This is a genomic window from Sphingopyxis sp. DBS4, assembly GCF_024628865.1.
Classification (GTDB): domain Bacteria; phylum Pseudomonadota; class Alphaproteobacteria; order Sphingomonadales; family Sphingomonadaceae; genus Sphingopyxis.
Genome location: NZ_CP102385.1, coordinates 94,472 through 109,442, shown reverse-complemented (window position 1 = coordinate 109,442; position 14,971 = coordinate 94,472). Strand labels below are relative to the sequence as shown.

The following is a 14,971-nucleotide window of genomic DNA, read 5'->3' as shown; positions in this document are numbered from 1 at the left end:
TGTAGAGAAAAGAGCCTCCGCAAGGAATTTTCCTTATGTCCAGACTGGGATTTCTTTGAAGATGAATGTTCCCGACCGAGCTTCGAGATAGACTTGAAGCATCGCCCTGATCGGCTAAGGATGGCGGCGCGGGGCGGAATAAGCCGGCAATCGCCGCGTAGGATTATCCTGCCGGGTATCATTACGCTCGTTGTTCGCGTCGAGCGGTCGCGGTCGAAGTTATCGATGCGACACACCTTGCGTCAGTTTGGCACCGGCGGTCCCGGGCGCCCAACATCTGTCGGCCCGAGAGGCCAAGTGCATTCATGCCATCGAACCGCGATTTCCGCAGCCCGACTGGGGGGCTGAATGCAGAAGACTCGTCCATCGCCGAAGGCAAGGCCGCGATCGAGACAGAAATCGAGTCCCTTTTTCGGAAGGAAGCCCCTCGCCTCGCCCGATATTTCCGGGCCCGACTTCGCGACGGAGACGATCCAGGCGATTTCGTCCAGGAATCCTTCGTTCGCCTCGTGGGATCATTGGCGCAGCGAGCACTGCCGACACCGGCTGCCTATTTGCAGCGCATTGCCCGCAATTTGCTTTACGACCGCGGCAAGCGCGCGGAGGTGCGACTGGCATCATTTCATGTTCCGATCGGTGAAGGATGCGAGCCAGCTATCTCGCCCGATCAGCATCACGGCATCGAAGCCGAGGACGTGATGCGCGCCTATCGCCGCGCCTTGGCGGAGCTGCCCGATCGCACGCGAGAAGTATTTCTGCTTCACCGTGTTGAAGAGCTTGCCTACAGAGAGATCGGGGAAAAGCTCGGGATTTCGATTCCCACGGTGCAATATCATGTCGCACGCGCTCTCGCCCACATTGACGCGGCCCTGGAGCGGGAATGAACGAAGATAATGATACGCCAAAGCGCCCCGGTAATCTGAGGGACGAGGCCTCTGAATGGTTTGCGATCATGCGCGGCCCCGAGGCCGATGCTCGCCGCGAAGAATTCGAAGCATGGCTCGCACGAGGTGCCCTGCACCGCTCAGCCTATAACAGGATCGCTGAGACGTTCAGCATCGGCAAGGGGCTGAAGGAAGATGCGCCGCACGACGCTGACCATCCCGCGCCGAGCCCTACCGGTCAGAAGGCCGGGAAGCTGAAAATGGCAGGGCTTGCATTGGGTCTCGTCGGCGCAGTGGCGGCGCTCTATCTCAGCGCGGTTTCGCTCGGCACGCTCAAGCAGGACGGCCCGGAGATCGCAAATAACGGCACCACCGGTGAGAACTCGAACCAGCTGCAGAGCAAGCTCGGTGAGATTCGGGAAGTGGAGTTGTCGGACGGATCGCGCGTAACGCTCGATACCGATAGCCTTGTGCTGACCAGATTTGACCGGACCCAGCGTGATGTTCGGTTGGTACGCGGCCGCGCCCGGTTCAATGTAGAGAAGGACAAGCGGCCGTTCATCGTGGCAGCAGGGAATGGGACCGTTACCGCGCTGGGAACCAGCTTCGACGTCGCCCTAGCTCGCAACGAGCGGGTCACAGTCCAACTCTTCGACGGCACCGTCGACGTCAGGGTTCGAGGAGATCGTTCCCCAGCCGAAATGCCGGTCCGGCTTGCCCCTGGCCAGCAGCTGATTTTCCGGGCCGAGAAAGCAGCATCTCCGATCCAGGTTACCAGTGCGCCCGTTACCGATCGGCGTTGGCCGGAAGGTGTCAGGGACTATGACGGTGTCCGGCTCGGCGATGTCGTGAGCGAAGCGAACCGCTACGCGACCGGCCCTGTTTTGGTGGCCGCCACAGATGTAAGCGACAAAAAAGTTTCCGGCACGTACCGCATTCGAGATATGGAGCGGCTGGCCGAAAATCTCGCCGATATGCTTCGCTTGGCTCTCATTCGGGGAAATAATCAGCTGCTTCTCGTCAAGACGTGCCCATCACCGCAGAAGGAAAACTGCACGCCGCCCTCATAATTCGCGAGTCTCGCTCGTCGCTTCCCCAACACCGGCGCGCTCGCCGGGGACAGGGAGGCGAAATTCATGTCAGTACGGGGCCAAATCTTTACGTCCGCGATTGCGATCAGCGCGGCGCTGGTTTGCACACCCGCGGCCGCGCAAACGGAGCAGCGCCGCGGTTATCAACTCGAAGCCCAGGATTTGGGTTCTGCATTGCGCGCAATCGGGCGAACGTCGAACAGCGAAATCTACTTCGAGACGGACATCGTCGACGGAAAGCGAGCGCCGGCCCTGAAAGGGCAATACACGCCCCGCGAAGCCGTAGAAGTTCTGATCCAAGGAACGAACCTCGTCATCCTCGAACGGCGAGGGGCGATCATTATCCGTGAGCGATTTCCCGCGTCGCAAGCGGCGGTGAACGACAGCATCGATCAAAGCGAGATTATCGTTACCGGGTCGCGCATTCGGGGTGGTCCCGCAACGTCCCCCATTACGAGCATCTCTCGTCGAGATGCGGCACTGGCGGGTCAAACCGATCTCGGTCAAATTATCCGCGATCTCCCGCAGAATTTCTCGGGTGGTCAAAATCCTACAATCGCGCCGACGGGCCAAGGCAACTTTTCGAACGTCTCCGGTTCTTCGACTCTCAATCTGCGAGGTCTTGGCCCAGATGCATCGCTGACCCTTTTGAACGGTCATCGCATTGCATTCGATGCTATCAGTCAAGGTATCGACATCTCGGCAATACCGCTGGCGGCGATTGAGCGCGTTGATGTGATAGCCGACGGTGCGTCGGCACTTTATGGCTCGGACGCCGTGGCCGGCGTCGCCAATATTATTCTCAGACGCAGCTTTGAACGGTTGTTCACTTCCGCGCGGATCGGCACGGCGACTGAGGGTGGAGCCTTTGCGCAGCAATATAGCGCCGTCGGAGGTCCTTCTTGGAACGGCGGTAGCGTTATGTTTGCCGGCGACTTTTCCCGAACTGGCGAAATCGAAGCACGGCAGCGATCCTACACCAGCAACCTTCTTCCCGACTCCACTGTCGTGCCCGGTCAAAAGCAATTGAGCATCGTCCTCGCGGGAAGGCAGGAAATCTCCGATAGAAGCGTCTTTGAGGTTGATGGCCACTTTACGCATCGCGCGACGTCGCGCTGTATTTCGCCGACAAGCGCTGCCGTTTCGATAAGCTGCTACCGGCAAGGGAGTGTTGTCGCCTCAGGTGTCGACAGTTGGTCAGTCTCCCCTGCATTCCGCTTTTCACTGCCCTCGGGTTGGAATCTTAATATCCTTGGAACTTACAGCCAGAGCAACAACACGATCTCGAATGTCACATATGTCGGCGGTGTCGAGACAATGCGCGCCTTGCCCAATTACGATAACAGTTTGAGGTCAGGCGAGGTCGGTGCAGAGGGGCCAATCTTTGGTTTGCCCGGCGGCGACGCTAGATTGGCAATCGGGGCGGGCTATCGCTCCAACCGTCTTCGCGTCGATTCTCGCCGATTTGTTGGCAGTGTAGAGGCGCCGATCGATGTTTTTCGTGAATCGCGCGAGGTCTTGTTCGGTTACGGTGAAGTGTCGTTGCCGCTGATCACCGGGACAAATTCGGTTGCCTTCGCAAGAAAACTACAGGTGAATGGCGCAATCCGCATTGAAGATCATAAAGGAATCGACCGCGTTACGACGCCGAAGCTCGGGCTGATTTACTCGCCCCTCAATGGGTTAGAACTCAAAGCAAATTGGGGCAAATCGTTCAAGGCTCCGACCCTCTTCCAGACGGGCCAAACGACAAATGCACAGTTGGTGCCCGGGTTCATTTTCAATCCCTCCCCCACAAACGCCAATCCCGTGCTCTTGGTGTTTGGTGGCAATCGGAACCTTCAGCCGGAACGTGCGACCACATTGACTCTATCGTCGTCGATCGAGCCTGCGGGCCTCCCCGGACTGAGGATCGACTTGGGATACTTTAGGATTCGATACAAGAATCGCGTCGCAGAGCCGATCTCACCGGTGACCAGCGCGTTACTCCCCGTATTCGGTGACTTTGTCGCGCTCAATCCATCGGCGGCGGATGTGCTTTCGATCGTCGACGGCCTCACTGGCTCTTTCGCAAATTTCACAGGCACCCCCTTCGATCCCGGCACGGTTGCAGCGATCGTCAACGATCAGCTCCAGAATATTTCTCTGCAATCGGCCGATGGTTTCGACGGATCGGTGAGCTTTCTTCGTGATCTCGGAAACGACAGGACGTTATCGGTTAAGGGAGCGCTGAGTTATCTCGATAGCTCTCGGCGGATAACGACCGGTCTTCCATCCATGCCGCAATCTGGCTTGATATTTCAGCCGCCACATTGGCGCGGACGAATGAGCGCGAGCTGGGAGGAAGCCAATTTCGTTCTAAGTGCATCCGGATCATTTGTTGGCGCTACCAAGGACAATCGATTTCAACCGAGTGCGAGAGTCCAATCCTTTGTGACTTTCGACACTGTCGCGACCTTCCGAAGTGGGACGTCGAGCGGCCTTCTGTCGGGCACGAATTTGACCATCGCTATTCAAAATTTGTTCAATGAGAAGCCTAGTGTCATTCGAACGGTCGATCCGGCTGCATTCCGATATGACTCGATCAATCATTCGCCATTTGGGAGGGTAATAAGCCTGACGTTGTCGAAGGCTTGGTGACGTGGGGTCCCCAAAGCGCTTCGCCGCAACACTGTTAGCCGCGGCAGCAGGTGTCCTTCCACAGTCGGTACTCGCCGCCGATGTCTGCGCAAGATTGGCGCCACCTGCGCAAAAAAAAGAGGCGCGAAGCGGTCCCGTCACGCCCGAGCTCCTTGCGCAGCTACGTGATATCGGCCCGGCGACGTTACCTGACCGCCGCCGAAAGCTCTTTGCCATATCGCCAGACGGCAAGTGGGTGGCGTTTGTCCTTCATCGAGGCTTCCCAAATGAAAATATGTACTGTGCCGGACTGGCTATCTTTTCGCTCGAGAAGCCGACAACGGTTCGGATCCTTGATTTTAGCCGCGAACTCATCCGCGACGAACCTCCCAGATATGGTTGGGCGAAATTTCCGATTGGAACTGCTGCACCGGTTACGCCCCGCTGGGCACCCGAGGGGCGCTGGATCGCATATCTGAAACGCGAGCATGGTTTGACTCAGGTATGGCGGGTCGACGTCGGCACTGGGGATGCCAGTCAGGTCACGCATTCCCTTGTGAATGTCGATGACTTTCGGATTTCAGAGGATGCTCGAACGATTGTCTATTCATCCCGCCCGAAATTGCCTGAAAAATCAGCTGAGATTGATCGGGAGGGATTAAGGGGCTGGCGGTTCGATAGGCGGGCATTTCCGGTGCGTGGTGCGAGGCCCCAGACACCCGACGCGGAACGCCTCTTGCGGAGCGTAGATATAGAACATGGGCACGAGCGAGACGCCCGTGTCGATGAGGCCGGCCTGTTTGACGTAGCTCGAGGTCTTCCGGGAAACGCCACAGCCTATTCGAGAACATCTGGGGGCTCGGAAGCATGGGCGGAATCCACCGAGACGCCGCTCTTCCCTCCTCTCTTTCGCTTGGCGGTCAAACAGAATGGAAAGTCAGAAGAGTGCCACTTCCAGGCCTGCGAATTCGATTGGTCCACTTCAGTCTGGTGGGATGAAAAAGGAACCAGGATTAGATTTTCGCGCCGCGAAGGGTGGGCCAACAGCCTCACTGGCATCTACGAATGGATTCCGGGTCAGGGTAAACCGAAACGTATTATCCTCACCGGCGACGCGTTGATCGAATGCCAGGCGCTCGCAGATGATCTTCTTTGCCTACGCGAGCGGTCGCGACGGCCGCGCCATTTTGTAAGACTTCATCTAGCCACCGGCCAAATCGAAGAAATATTTGATCCAAACCCGGGTTTTTCGAACCTTTCGCTGGGGCGCGTAGAGCGCCTGAATTGGCTCAACGGTGAGAATGTGCCCTTTTATGGTGACCTGGTTTATCCCGTCGGATACCAACCCGGTCGTCGTTACCCGATGGTGATCGTTCAATATCGGACCAAGGGATTTCTTCGCGGGGGAATCGGAGATGAGGTGCCAATCCAAGCGCTTGCTGGGCGAGGCTACTTCATCCTGAGCGTCGACAATCTGACGTATGAAGATATCGTCGGGAGACAAAAATCAATCGAGCAACTTGTGGCTGCCTTCAACGACGATTTCCGAGGTAGACGGAACATCCTATCGGCGATCGAAATCGCCACTCGTAGACTGATCGACAACGGCTTCGTTGATCAGGAGCGCATCGGAATCTCCGGGCTCAGCGACGGATGCACTACGGTCCAGTTCGCAGCGATAAATAGCCAGCTTTTCTCAGCAGGGTCAGTCTCGGGTTGTGGATGGGAGCCCTTTCAAGACGCGATCTTGGGGCCAATGATCGCGCAGAACTATCACGAGAGCGGTTGGCCTCGCCTTGCAGAAGCGAACCCCGGGTTCTGGTCGAAGATCTCAATCATCAATGACCCTCGGCGCGTAAGCTTTCCGCTACTTTTTCAGGCGGCGGACAATGAATATCTAGCGATGGTGGGTGGCCATACGGCGTTAGTCCAAGTCGGGATTCCTAGCGACCTCTATATATTTCCCGAGGAGGATCATATCAAATGGCAACCCGCGCATCGGTTGGCGGTATATGAGCGCAATATCGATTGGTTCGACTTCTGGCTAAAGGGATTGGTGCCGAGCAATCCAGCTCGAAAAGCAGAAGCCGAGCGTTGGTCGGAAATGAAGGCATCTTGGAAGAGGCCGTTCCCGAAGTAGGAGTCGCGATTATGCACGCGACCAATGTGTGGACCAAGCCTCTGCATCCAGAAGGGCCATGATCCGCGGGCAGTCATTGAGCCCGTTCCTGCTGTTCGATCGCCGAAGCGGCTCGATTGCCAATCGATCGATTATCCCATGCTTCACAAGGCGCCCCTCGCATAGCCGATCGATTATTTCCGATCGATGCCGATCGATGAACTGCGCAATGAAACCGTCAGGACTTCCCTTGCCCACCCTTGCGATTACCTCGCGCGGCAGGACAGAAGCAAAAGCACGACGGGCGACCGACCGATCGACGCCGTCCTCACAGAATTCCCATGACGGAATACTCAGGCACAGTTCAACGACAGGCTGAGACAAGAGAGGTGAGATCATGGGCATCGCCAGTTGTTTATCTCGATGCTCAACGTGATTCATCGCCTGCAGAATCATTGCAACGTGACCGAGCTTCGCGAGCGGGGCGTTCCGCGGTGGACTTAACCAGGGGTGCTCAACCGCTCGGCTTCGCTCGCTTGCGATAACATCCGGATGCAAATAATCCGATACGGCGCTCCACCGCATTTTCATGGAACGCGAAGACAAAAGCCGGACGGTTTCGATCAATGTCTGACCGACGCCGGCTCCTGTGACCTCGCAGATATCCCGCAGCGTCTTCATGACGCCTAGCGACAACCCTTCTTTTCGGAATCGATCCGCTAACGGTCGCGCGGAATGCGTAAGGTAGAAAACATTGTCCCCACCGGCCCCAACAAAGAAGGCGTCAGCCTTATTTATCGATGCCGCCTCTCGGATTGCATGATTGTAAGCTTGTTCGTGTGATTTACCGCATGGGAATGGGATTCCCTCAGCCACAGATCTGTCCAAGTCGATATGTCGGTCCATATAGGGCATCTCGACGAGCTCAGCCCCAAGGACCGCGCTAACTGCTCGAGCATACTCCGTCTCGTTTCCCGTAGTGTCAGAGGTCGTCAAGGTCGTGCAAACAAAATCGGAGCGGGCGCCCGCTAGACATGCCGCAACTATCGAAGAGTCCAAACCACCTGACAATCCCACCAAGGGACGATTAAAGGCCGATCGCCAAGCCGAAAAAGTTGATTGGAGCACCGTAAAAAGGCGATCAGGACTCGGTTCGGATGCACCGTTCGGCTCTATATGGTTCCAAGGACTCCACAGCGGCGTTGCCGCTACTCGAGACCCAACAATCGAGAGCGCGCTTCCTGGGAGCAGCTGCATTATTCCTTCGACGGCCGTACACTCTGAAGGAAGCTGGTGATGGTAGAGGAAACGACCGACAGACGCCCAGTTGACCGAGCGGCCAACGGCACCCCAATCAACTAAAGTTTCCGCGTCAGACGAAAACGCGATGAGGCGGTCGGTCTGGCTCCAGTAGCAAGGAAGCCCCCCAGAAGGGTCGCGGACAATGTTTATGCCATTCTGGCTAATGACCAAGGCGACGAAGCTGCCCCAAAACTCATTAACGAGGCGGCGTCCCTCGCTCTCCATCACCTCCACTTCGTCGCCGTATGACAGGACCTTCAGTTGATGTCCCTGCCCGCGATCGCGAAAGAGTTTGCCGATGACAAATCCACGGCCGTTTGCGACGCTGATGATGTCGTCAGGATCGTTCGTGAAGAGAAAGACATTCCCTTCGTGGTGTCTCAGCGAAAGATCGGTGCGCGAGCAAAATTCGTTGACGTCTTGATCGGACGGATGATTTCCAACGCACACGAGGAGGAGGTAAGAAAGGCGCATTATGCCACCAGAATGGGCATGAACATCCGGACTCTATCAGGCCTCTCATTAAGGACGGTGGCTCCACGTTGCACCCAGCAGTGCGCTGCAAACGGATCTGTCTGCACGCCCACTACGACCTCGGCCTGTAGTCCACGATTGCGACATGTGGCGACGAGCGCCAAGGATCGTTCCAGACATCGATCATGGCTTCCTACCAGTAGATCGGTAAACTCGAACGCCCGCAGGATGCTAGCGAGCGCCGCTTCGCTCCGCGGTTGCTCAACCTCAATCGCGTTCTTCTTGAGCCGCGCGACGATGCGTTGAAGAGTCCAACGCCTTAGTCGCCTCTTCCAGAGAAGCCGCGCTATCAGTGCACGGATGGTCTCGATAGGCGATATGGTGGCACTACGGTCGTGCGTCGCAATCGGCAAAACTGTCGTTATCGGTTTGGGTATGGCGGCGTTATCGACCACCGCTAGAATCCCTCGCTCCGCCAGCTTCTTCAGCTGATGACGGTCGGTCTCTGACGGGTCCTGCTCGGTGACCCAGCGACGAAAAGCGTCGTGATTGCAGTCGGCAAGCGCAACGTAGCGCCCGGAATGGAGATCGAGAATAATTGTGCGGCTTTCTGCGGAACAGAAACTGAGCCCATCGCGAAGTGCGTAGTTCATGATTCAGGATCGCCTGTAGGCGCGCGAACCTGAGTTAGATTCACGCGCCCAACGGCTCAGTCGTCCGAAAGACCGGCGCGGGGAAGTTGTCCACCGACGCCGTCGGTCAGGATTTCGCCCACACCCTTGGTTTCCTCGGTGACGGCGCCGAGATCGATGAGATCGTCATTCTGTTCGTGGTTCATGGTTCTCTCCATTTGCTTTCAATCGCTGCGGAAAGCAGCATTTCGAAAGCTAGTGCGGCTATCGCTGATCAGCGACGCGATAAGACCCCGCATATGGGTGCACTCTCGGTTGGGCCTCGCGAGCAATGTCCATCTGTTCGCGGGCGCGCCTTCATTGTCATTTGGAATCAAAATGAAAGATCATCGCGGTCAGGACTTCCGACGGCCGCGGCAATTTCAATTACTCGTCGCTGGCGCCTGCGATGATAGGCCCAAATTGACCGGACGAGGTCTGGCCATCGACCTTGCACGGTCAAGGCCTGCACCGCCCTGAGCTCGTCCGCCACTCCGTTGAGAACCACAGTCTCCCTCAACCTCGCTGCACTGAGTCGCTCACCAGCTGACGCGACCGCGCACGCAAGTTCGCCACTTGATGATACAGCCGCTATTGCTGAAAACAGGCGAGCCGTAGCAGTCGCAATGCTCGCCGGCGTCGTCAGCTCCGGAAGAGGATCGACGACCATCTGCACCGCTGGTTTGGCGTCGATGCGTTTGGGATTCAGTGCGCTGCGAACAAGGTGGCCATGCCAAAAGTACAGGTCCCGTAGTTCGGTCACACCGATATTCGGTATTTCGTAGCCGCCTCCCGCGTGCGGTGTGAGCAGTCGTTCGCCAACAAGCTGAGAAGCGGCATTCCGGATTGGGGTGACGCTCGTGCCATAGTCATCGGCCAGAGATCGCTCGATCAGCGTGGTCCGTGGCGCGAAGCGGCCACGAAGGATGTCGTCCTTCAGGAGCGCGTATACACGGGACGAGGTGGCTGGGCTGGAAAGCATCATAGCGGATACACAATCTCGCCTCGACGATCGCTTGAAAACCGGATGCGATCACGAAAGGAGGTGGGTCGGACAGGCATCCTGTAAGTTTCGCGATTCTTCTCATGGTACGTTGATCGGTTTGCACCGAATAAGTCAGAAAAACGAGTGAGGTCAAAAGAAACAGTCCTCAATTCTGGAGCGATTTCATGCGTTGAACTGCGCCATCCAACCCAATTTCTATACGGATTTCTCCCCGGCCTCTGCCACCGCCTCGTCCAGTCGGGCCAACGCCAGTCCGATCTGCAATTGCACTTGCGCAACATCTACATGCAGTTGCTCGGCGATTGTTTTATATGGCAGTCCGTCCAGCGCGTGTGCGAGAAATATTTGGCGCATCTCCTCCGGCATGTCAGCTAATGCAGCTTCGAACCGTCGACGATCCGGCGTGTCCGCTCGGGTAGGAAATGCAGTCGAAATTTTCACCCAGGCGCGAACCCAACTCGTTCCGTTCGGGTTGACCTCGATTACCCGCTCATCCTGATCAATTCTGAGGAATGATGTGGTCGCCCATCGTTCGCGCGCTTCCTGTATTGCTGGATGGGCGGGTGCCGTGAGACGTTTTAGTTCCGCGGCTACGCGTGCGGCGAGTTCTCGCCGTCGAACCCGGCGCTGAAAAACCATTCCGACGAGTTTGCCGTCTTCAAGAGCATGGAGGAGTTGCTGGAGAAGCTCGACTATTTGGCGGGTGATCATGATATGTGCCCTTCGTGACGACCGACCATTCGCAAAGCGGTACGGGTCGGCCTGCAATGTGACGGGCGGTCAGGGAACCCTGGGTTCAAACGCCCTAGACATTCCGCAGCCCCCCCCTTTCGCTTCCCTCTCCCCTCCTTCGCGTCCATATGGACGCTGAAATCCTTGGGAGCCTGCCTCATCCAATGAATTCAGGCAGGGCGCGTTGGGGCCTGCATGACTGACGAATTTTCGCTCGATCGCTTTGTGGAGGTCCAGGTCCTCGCCTATGCTCCTGCGCTCGCGGAAATACGGCGAGGTGCGAAGCGGACACATTGGATGTGGTGGATATTTCCTCAGCTTGCGGAGCTAGGGCGAAGCTCGACAGCGCAGCAATTTGCGATTCACTCGGTGAAGGAGGCTCGGGCCTATCTGGACCATCCGATTCTAGGTCCACGTTATCTGGAATGCGTGACAGCCCTGCAGGACCTCAATACCAGCGATGCGGATGCAGTCTTCGGAGAGATTGACACAAGGAAACTATGCTCGTCACTCACTCTGTTCGAACTGGCCTATCCGCATCCACTATTTGGCGCGGCTCTTGATCGGTGGTTTGGCGGCGTGCGGGACACGAGGACGTTGCGGTTGCTCGGGAAAGCATGACGATGCCAAAGCTGGGAATTGATCCTGCAATCCGCGCTCCTTTACATCTCCCCTCACCTTCCCCTTTCCGCCACCGCACTTGATCGACCGCCGCGCAGACAGAAATTGTTGCGCGACCCGCCGGCCTTGGTTTCATTTCGTCCGAATGGAGTATTCGGAGCGGAGGTTTGCTTTAGCCGTGTGCGGTGGGCTCTCGCCGGTTCTTCTAACGGCGAACCTCGATCCAGCATGTCCTCTCGTTGAGCTGGAACGGCTTGGCGGCGCCGGACGTCAACGCCGACATGCCGCGGTCGTGGAGCGCTGGCCGAAAGAAATGGGGTAAGATACTGATGGACGAGTTACCAAAAACCGATCGCAGAACTCCCCAGCCGGGCGATCCCATGTTCACCTTCACTGAGTTGGAGGGGCCGGATGGAGGCGAGCCCCGGACACTGAGCTTCGTCAACGCCCAAGTCCAACCTCTGGATTTCGTGACTCTGCAAAGCGCGAAGATTCATAAGCCAGTCACGATCCCGCTCGTTTGGCGCGGCGGCACTCTGATCGACACGACGATCGAGGGACGTGCGCCAGGCGAAACCGTCAATGCATCGGCGACACTGCAAAGTGAGTTCACTTCGAGGGCGATCGGCCTCGTAAGGGGAGGCTGGCTCCCATCGGCCTTCGCCGTGATGTATCAAAAGACAACGATCCTGGTGGACCGCAATGTCGTCAGCCAGATCACCAGCCGCTTTGAAAACGGCAAGCGGCGCGGCAAGCAGGAACCCGATTTTATCGATCTGTTCGCGGATCAGCCCATCCGTATCAATCCGCTGCTTTTCGTTCTCGAAGGCAATAGCCGAACCATTCCGACACCGGAGGACGCGGCGACGCAATTCGCGGAGGTCGAGATGAAGCTGCGCGTTGCTCTTCCTGAAGCTGAACTCGCCATCGGCCCCGACAGTCTGAAGGGCGCGCTCGGACTTATCGAAGATTCACGAGCATCCCTGGACCGCAAGCAGTGCTTCTTGCGCCATATCGCTCTCCGGATGATTTCGCCGGTAGCGCAGCGCGACGTCGAAGCGCGGTGGAAGGAAATCATCGAGGCCGCCGACCTCCATTCGGTGCCGCGACAGTCGCTGGTCGTGCTGGCCGCTCTCAGCGCTGTCGCGGTGCCCAACGGTAAGAGCCCCGCCAAGCGGCTGCTCAAGTTCCGAAACGGGTATACCGAAGCGGACGCCTACAATGCGCTCGCCGATCTGCGCGCGATCGAACTTTTCATCGGATGCCACTGCCTGTTTCCGGAAGAGCCGATGCAGCTCTGCACCGGTGACAAGGATATGGCCTTGCTCTGGAGCGGGCTTCGGGCTTCGAACTTCCGCCGAGGCGGAACAGGCTTCAGCTATGACATGGCCCCTGTAGAGGGGCTGTTTCCCGAAAGCCTCGGGCTTTCGTGGAAAGACTTTCTGGAAGAGGGGAAATGATGTTCTGCCCATTGGCGATTGACTGGGGGAATGCCGCTGATGGGGCTTCGGCTATTGCGAGTTTCTGCGCAGTCGTCGCGGCGCTGTGGATCGCATTCGGTCAGGAACGAAACGCCCGCAAGCTCCGGCAGATCGCCAAGAACGAGGAGCATGCGCGCACGGTGCGTCTCATCAGTGAAGTCATTAGACTGACCGCCGAGATCGAGGCGTTCGCGAATGCAGGTGCGATGCTCGCCGAGAGGGGTGGAGGCCGGAATGGCGGGTTGGTTTCCCATAGCCAGGAGATAGAAGGCGCCCGTGCGCAGTTGTCGGCACTCCAGCAATATCCTCAATCCGACCCGCGTATCTTCGGAGAGATCGGTCGTATTATCCGGGAAAGCGCTCTTCCTTCCGATTTCTTGACCGGCAGCATTTCCTATCAAGAGATAGTCTGCCGCGGTATTGCCGAAAGGCTGGCGCCCCGCCGTGCGCTCCTTGCACAGCTGCTTTAGCCATAATTCTGACCCCGGTAGCCCTTTGCCGACTCCCGTCGACACAACGAAAATTCCGGCTCTTTATGAGTTCGGGAGCTGGCACTTGCCCCCTCCCCTATCGGGTCCTCCACCGCTCATCGCGCCATCGGCGCGCCCCAGCGCCAAGCGGAACGACCCATCGCGCTGGGTGAGCGTGTCGAGGATGTCCGAAAGGTTCACGAGCTTCTTAACGATCACATGGACCGCCTCGCCTTCGCGCTGGACCTGGCCATAGATGCCGAGCAGGCGCGCGCCCATGACGAGGCGCCGATTTTCTTCGAACATTCGCGGCCAGACGATCAGATTGGCGATGCCCGTCTCGTCGTCGATCGTGATGAACATGACGCCCTTTGCTGAGCCCGGACGCTGACGGACGGGGATGAGCCCGGCGAGCCAAACATAGCCGCCGTCCCGGACGCCATCGAGCGTGCTGCAGGGAACCATCGTGCGGGCGGTGAGCTGCTCCGCAGAAACGCCACCGGATGCTGGCGCAGGCTCAGGTCGACATAGCCATAATCCTCGATGACCTCCCTACCCTCCTTCATCGGGTTGAGCCGCATCGGCGGCTCGATGATTTCGTGGACGAACCCATTATCGCTGGCATCAGCCGCGGCAAACAAGGGAAGCTGCTCGTCGCGCAGCGCCTTGATCGCCCACAGCGCATCGCGGCGCGGTAAGCGCGTCCTTCGGGATGCTCGCTCGGGACGTTTCTCTCGGTTATGAACATGGCAATGGCCGATAGAGACATGCTGCCGCGCACGTTCCAAGCGAACGTCGACCGCTTTTATCAGCGGGTCATCGTGAAAACGCTTGGCGAGCTCCCCACGCACGAGACGCTGGTGGTGGGTGAAACGGCCGATATGAACACATTCCTTGATCGGTGCGCCGCGCAAATCGACAACCATACGGCCAACGAGGCCGCCAAGGCCTTTGTCCTCACGCTTGACGGGCTGTTCGAGCGTCAGCTCGCACGGTGGGCGCAGGCGCACGGCATAAAGTTCTCCGGCGCGACCGATCTGTCACGCGCAGCGTGGGAAATCGCTGCTATCGACATCGATGTGATCGGCGTGGCGAGCGATCTCCACGAACTCCACCTCGCCGGCAATGTCGCTAGGCATGGCGATGGACGAGCCTGCACGAAATTGCTCGCGAAGGCGCCGCATCTGTGGACACGTACGTCCTTCGATTATCACGATATCGCTCCCAAGCCGGTGCCGATGAGCGAAGAGCTGCGGATCGGTCAGGACGACCTTCGGCGCTATACGCGCGCCGTTGTTCAATTCTGGGGCCACGCGGACCCCCTGCCCGGTGCCGTGCTTGCTGCGCCTTATTGAAGCGCTCCGCCAGCGTTCGGCGCGAACATCTTTGGCGGTTCCCGCCGGCGCTTTGACGCTACGCACCCTAATTCTGCAGACGGCTTCGGCCGAACCCGTGGGGTCAAGGGAAGCAATACCCGGGCATAGCTGTGCCTGAAAGATCG

Annotated in this window: 15 protein-coding genes; 9 read left to right on the top strand and 6 right to left on the bottom strand. The window is 58.0% G+C overall.

Annotated features, from left to right (window positions below):
* The first annotated feature begins 305 nt into the window (after positions 1–305).
* From NP825_RS21190 to NP825_RS21175, 4 genes are all read left to right on the top strand, one after another.
* Positions 306–884, top strand: a complete 579-nt coding sequence (locus tag NP825_RS21190; RefSeq protein ID WP_257551600.1) for an RNA polymerase sigma factor — start codon at positions 306–308, stop codon at positions 882–884.
* Positions 881–1,954, top strand: coding sequence for a FecR domain-containing protein (locus tag NP825_RS21185; RefSeq protein WP_257551599.1), 1,074 nt, complete (start codon positions 881–883; stop codon positions 1,952–1,954). The genes NP825_RS21190 and NP825_RS21185 overlap by 4 nt, the downstream gene beginning before the upstream one ends.
* Positions 1,955–2,020: 66 nt before the next feature.
* Positions 2,021–4,615, top strand: coding sequence for a TonB-dependent receptor (locus tag NP825_RS21180; protein ID WP_257551598.1), 2,595 nt, complete (start codon positions 2,021–2,023; stop codon positions 4,613–4,615).
* Between the two features lies 1 nt (position 4,616).
* Positions 4,617–6,734, top strand: coding sequence for an Atxe2 family lasso peptide isopeptidase (locus tag NP825_RS21175; protein WP_257551597.1), 2,118 nt, complete (start codon positions 4,617–4,619; stop codon positions 6,732–6,734).
* 9 nt (positions 6,735–6,743) lie between these two features.
* Here NP825_RS21175 and NP825_RS21170 read toward each other — a convergent pair whose 3' ends face one another.
* From NP825_RS21170 to NP825_RS21150, 5 genes are all read right to left on the bottom strand, one after another.
* Positions 6,744–8,489: an asparagine synthetase B family protein gene (locus NP825_RS21170; protein WP_257551596.1), complete on the bottom strand. Its 1,746-nt coding sequence runs from the start codon at positions 8,487–8,489 to the stop codon at positions 6,744–6,746.
* Positions 8,489–9,142: a lasso peptide biosynthesis B2 protein gene (locus NP825_RS21165; protein WP_257551595.1), complete on the bottom strand. Its 654-nt coding sequence runs from the start codon at positions 9,140–9,142 to the stop codon at positions 8,489–8,491. Before NP825_RS21165 ends, NP825_RS21170 begins: the two co-directional genes overlap by 1 nt.
* Before the next feature lie 56 nt (positions 9,143–9,198).
* Positions 9,199–9,327 (bottom strand): benenodin family lasso peptide, encoded by a 129-nt coding sequence (locus tag NP825_RS21160; protein ID WP_148309302.1) that lies wholly within the window; start codon positions 9,325–9,327, stop codon positions 9,199–9,201.
* 167 nt (positions 9,328–9,494) lie between these two features.
* Positions 9,495–10,145 (bottom strand): GntR family transcriptional regulator, encoded by a 651-nt coding sequence (locus tag NP825_RS21155; RefSeq protein ID WP_257551716.1) that lies wholly within the window; start codon positions 10,143–10,145, stop codon positions 9,495–9,497.
* 216 nt (positions 10,146–10,361) lie between these two features.
* Positions 10,362–10,877, bottom strand: a complete 516-nt coding sequence (locus NP825_RS21150) for a sigma factor-like helix-turn-helix DNA-binding protein (protein WP_257551715.1) — start codon at positions 10,875–10,877, stop codon at positions 10,362–10,364.
* A gap of 216 nt (positions 10,878–11,093) precedes the next feature.
* On the opposite strand from NP825_RS21150, the gene NP825_RS21145 reads away from it, so the two are divergent.
* From NP825_RS21145 to NP825_RS21135, 3 genes are all read left to right on the top strand, one after another.
* Positions 11,094–11,519, top strand: coding sequence for a DUF1810 domain-containing protein (locus NP825_RS21145; protein ID WP_257551714.1), 426 nt, complete (start codon positions 11,094–11,096; stop codon positions 11,517–11,519).
* 254 nt (positions 11,520–11,773) lie between these two features.
* Positions 11,774–12,979 carry a hypothetical protein gene (locus NP825_RS21140; protein WP_257551713.1) on the top strand — a complete coding sequence of 402 codons (1,206 nt, stop codon included), beginning with the start codon at positions 11,774–11,776 and terminating at the stop codon, positions 12,977–12,979.
* On the top strand, positions 12,976–13,470 hold the full coding sequence (locus NP825_RS21135; protein WP_257551712.1) for a hypothetical protein: 495 nt from the start codon (positions 12,976–12,978) through the stop codon (positions 13,468–13,470). The genes NP825_RS21140 and NP825_RS21135 overlap by 4 nt, the downstream gene beginning before the upstream one ends.
* Before the next feature lie 63 nt (positions 13,471–13,533).
* On the opposite strand, the gene NP825_RS21130 is transcribed toward NP825_RS21135, so the two are convergent.
* On the bottom strand, positions 13,534–13,935 hold the full coding sequence (locus NP825_RS21130; RefSeq protein ID WP_257551711.1) for an OB-fold nucleic acid binding domain-containing protein: 402 nt from the start codon (positions 13,933–13,935) through the stop codon (positions 13,534–13,536).
* 38 nt (positions 13,936–13,973) lie between these two features.
* On the opposite strand from NP825_RS21130, the gene NP825_RS21125 reads away from it, so the two are divergent.
* Together NP825_RS21125 and NP825_RS21120 are read left to right on the top strand one after the other, a co-directional pair.
* Complete coding sequence (locus tag NP825_RS21125; protein WP_257551710.1) at positions 13,974–14,168, top strand: hypothetical protein; 195 nt, start codon at positions 13,974–13,976, stop codon at positions 14,166–14,168.
* Between the two features lie 54 nt (positions 14,169–14,222).
* Positions 14,223–14,825, top strand: coding sequence for a hypothetical protein (locus NP825_RS21120; RefSeq protein ID WP_257551709.1), 603 nt, complete (start codon positions 14,223–14,225; stop codon positions 14,823–14,825).
* Positions 14,826–14,971 lie beyond the last annotated feature (146 nt).

What these genes read in the sequence shown, in the direction of transcription:
- NP825_RS21190 (WP_257551600.1), top strand. Translation starts at nt 306, where the DNA reads ATGCCATCGAACCGCGATTTCCGCAGCCCGACTGGGGGGCTGAATGCA.
- NP825_RS21185 (WP_257551599.1), top strand. Translation starts at nt 881, where the DNA reads ATGAACGAAGATAATGATACGCCAAAGCGCCCCGGTAATCTGAGGGAC.
- NP825_RS21180 (WP_257551598.1), top strand. Translation starts at nt 2,021, where the DNA reads ATGTCAGTACGGGGCCAAATCTTTACGTCCGCGATTGCGATCAGCGCG.
- NP825_RS21170 (WP_257551596.1), bottom strand. Translation starts at nt 8,489, where the DNA reads ATGCGCCTTTCTTACCTCCTCCTCGTGTGCGTTGGAAATCATCCGTCC.
- NP825_RS21165 (WP_257551595.1), bottom strand. Translation starts at nt 9,142, where the DNA reads ATGAACTACGCACTTCGCGATGGGCTCAGTTTCTGTTCCGCAGAAAGC.
- NP825_RS21160 (WP_148309302.1), bottom strand. Translation starts at nt 9,327, where the DNA reads ATGAACCACGAACAGAATGACGATCTCATCGATCTCGGCGCCGTCACC.
- NP825_RS21155 (WP_257551716.1), bottom strand. Translation starts at nt 10,145, where the DNA reads ATGATGCTTTCCAGCCCAGCCACCTCGTCCCGTGTATACGCGCTCCTG.
- NP825_RS21150 (WP_257551715.1), bottom strand. Translation starts at nt 10,877, where the DNA reads ATGATCACCCGCCAAATAGTCGAGCTTCTCCAGCAACTCCTCCATGCT.
- NP825_RS21145 (WP_257551714.1), top strand. Translation starts at nt 11,094, where the DNA reads ATGACTGACGAATTTTCGCTCGATCGCTTTGTGGAGGTCCAGGTCCTC.
- NP825_RS21135 (WP_257551712.1), top strand. Translation starts at nt 12,976, where the DNA reads ATGATGTTCTGCCCATTGGCGATTGACTGGGGGAATGCCGCTGATGGG.
- NP825_RS21130 (WP_257551711.1), bottom strand. Translation starts at nt 13,935, where the DNA reads ATGGTTCCCTGCAGCACGCTCGATGGCGTCCGGGACGGCGGCTATGTT.
- NP825_RS21125 (WP_257551710.1), top strand. Translation starts at nt 13,974, where the DNA reads ATGCTGGCGCAGGCTCAGGTCGACATAGCCATAATCCTCGATGACCTC.
- NP825_RS21120 (WP_257551709.1), top strand. Translation starts at nt 14,223, where the DNA reads ATGGCCGATAGAGACATGCTGCCGCGCACGTTCCAAGCGAACGTCGAC.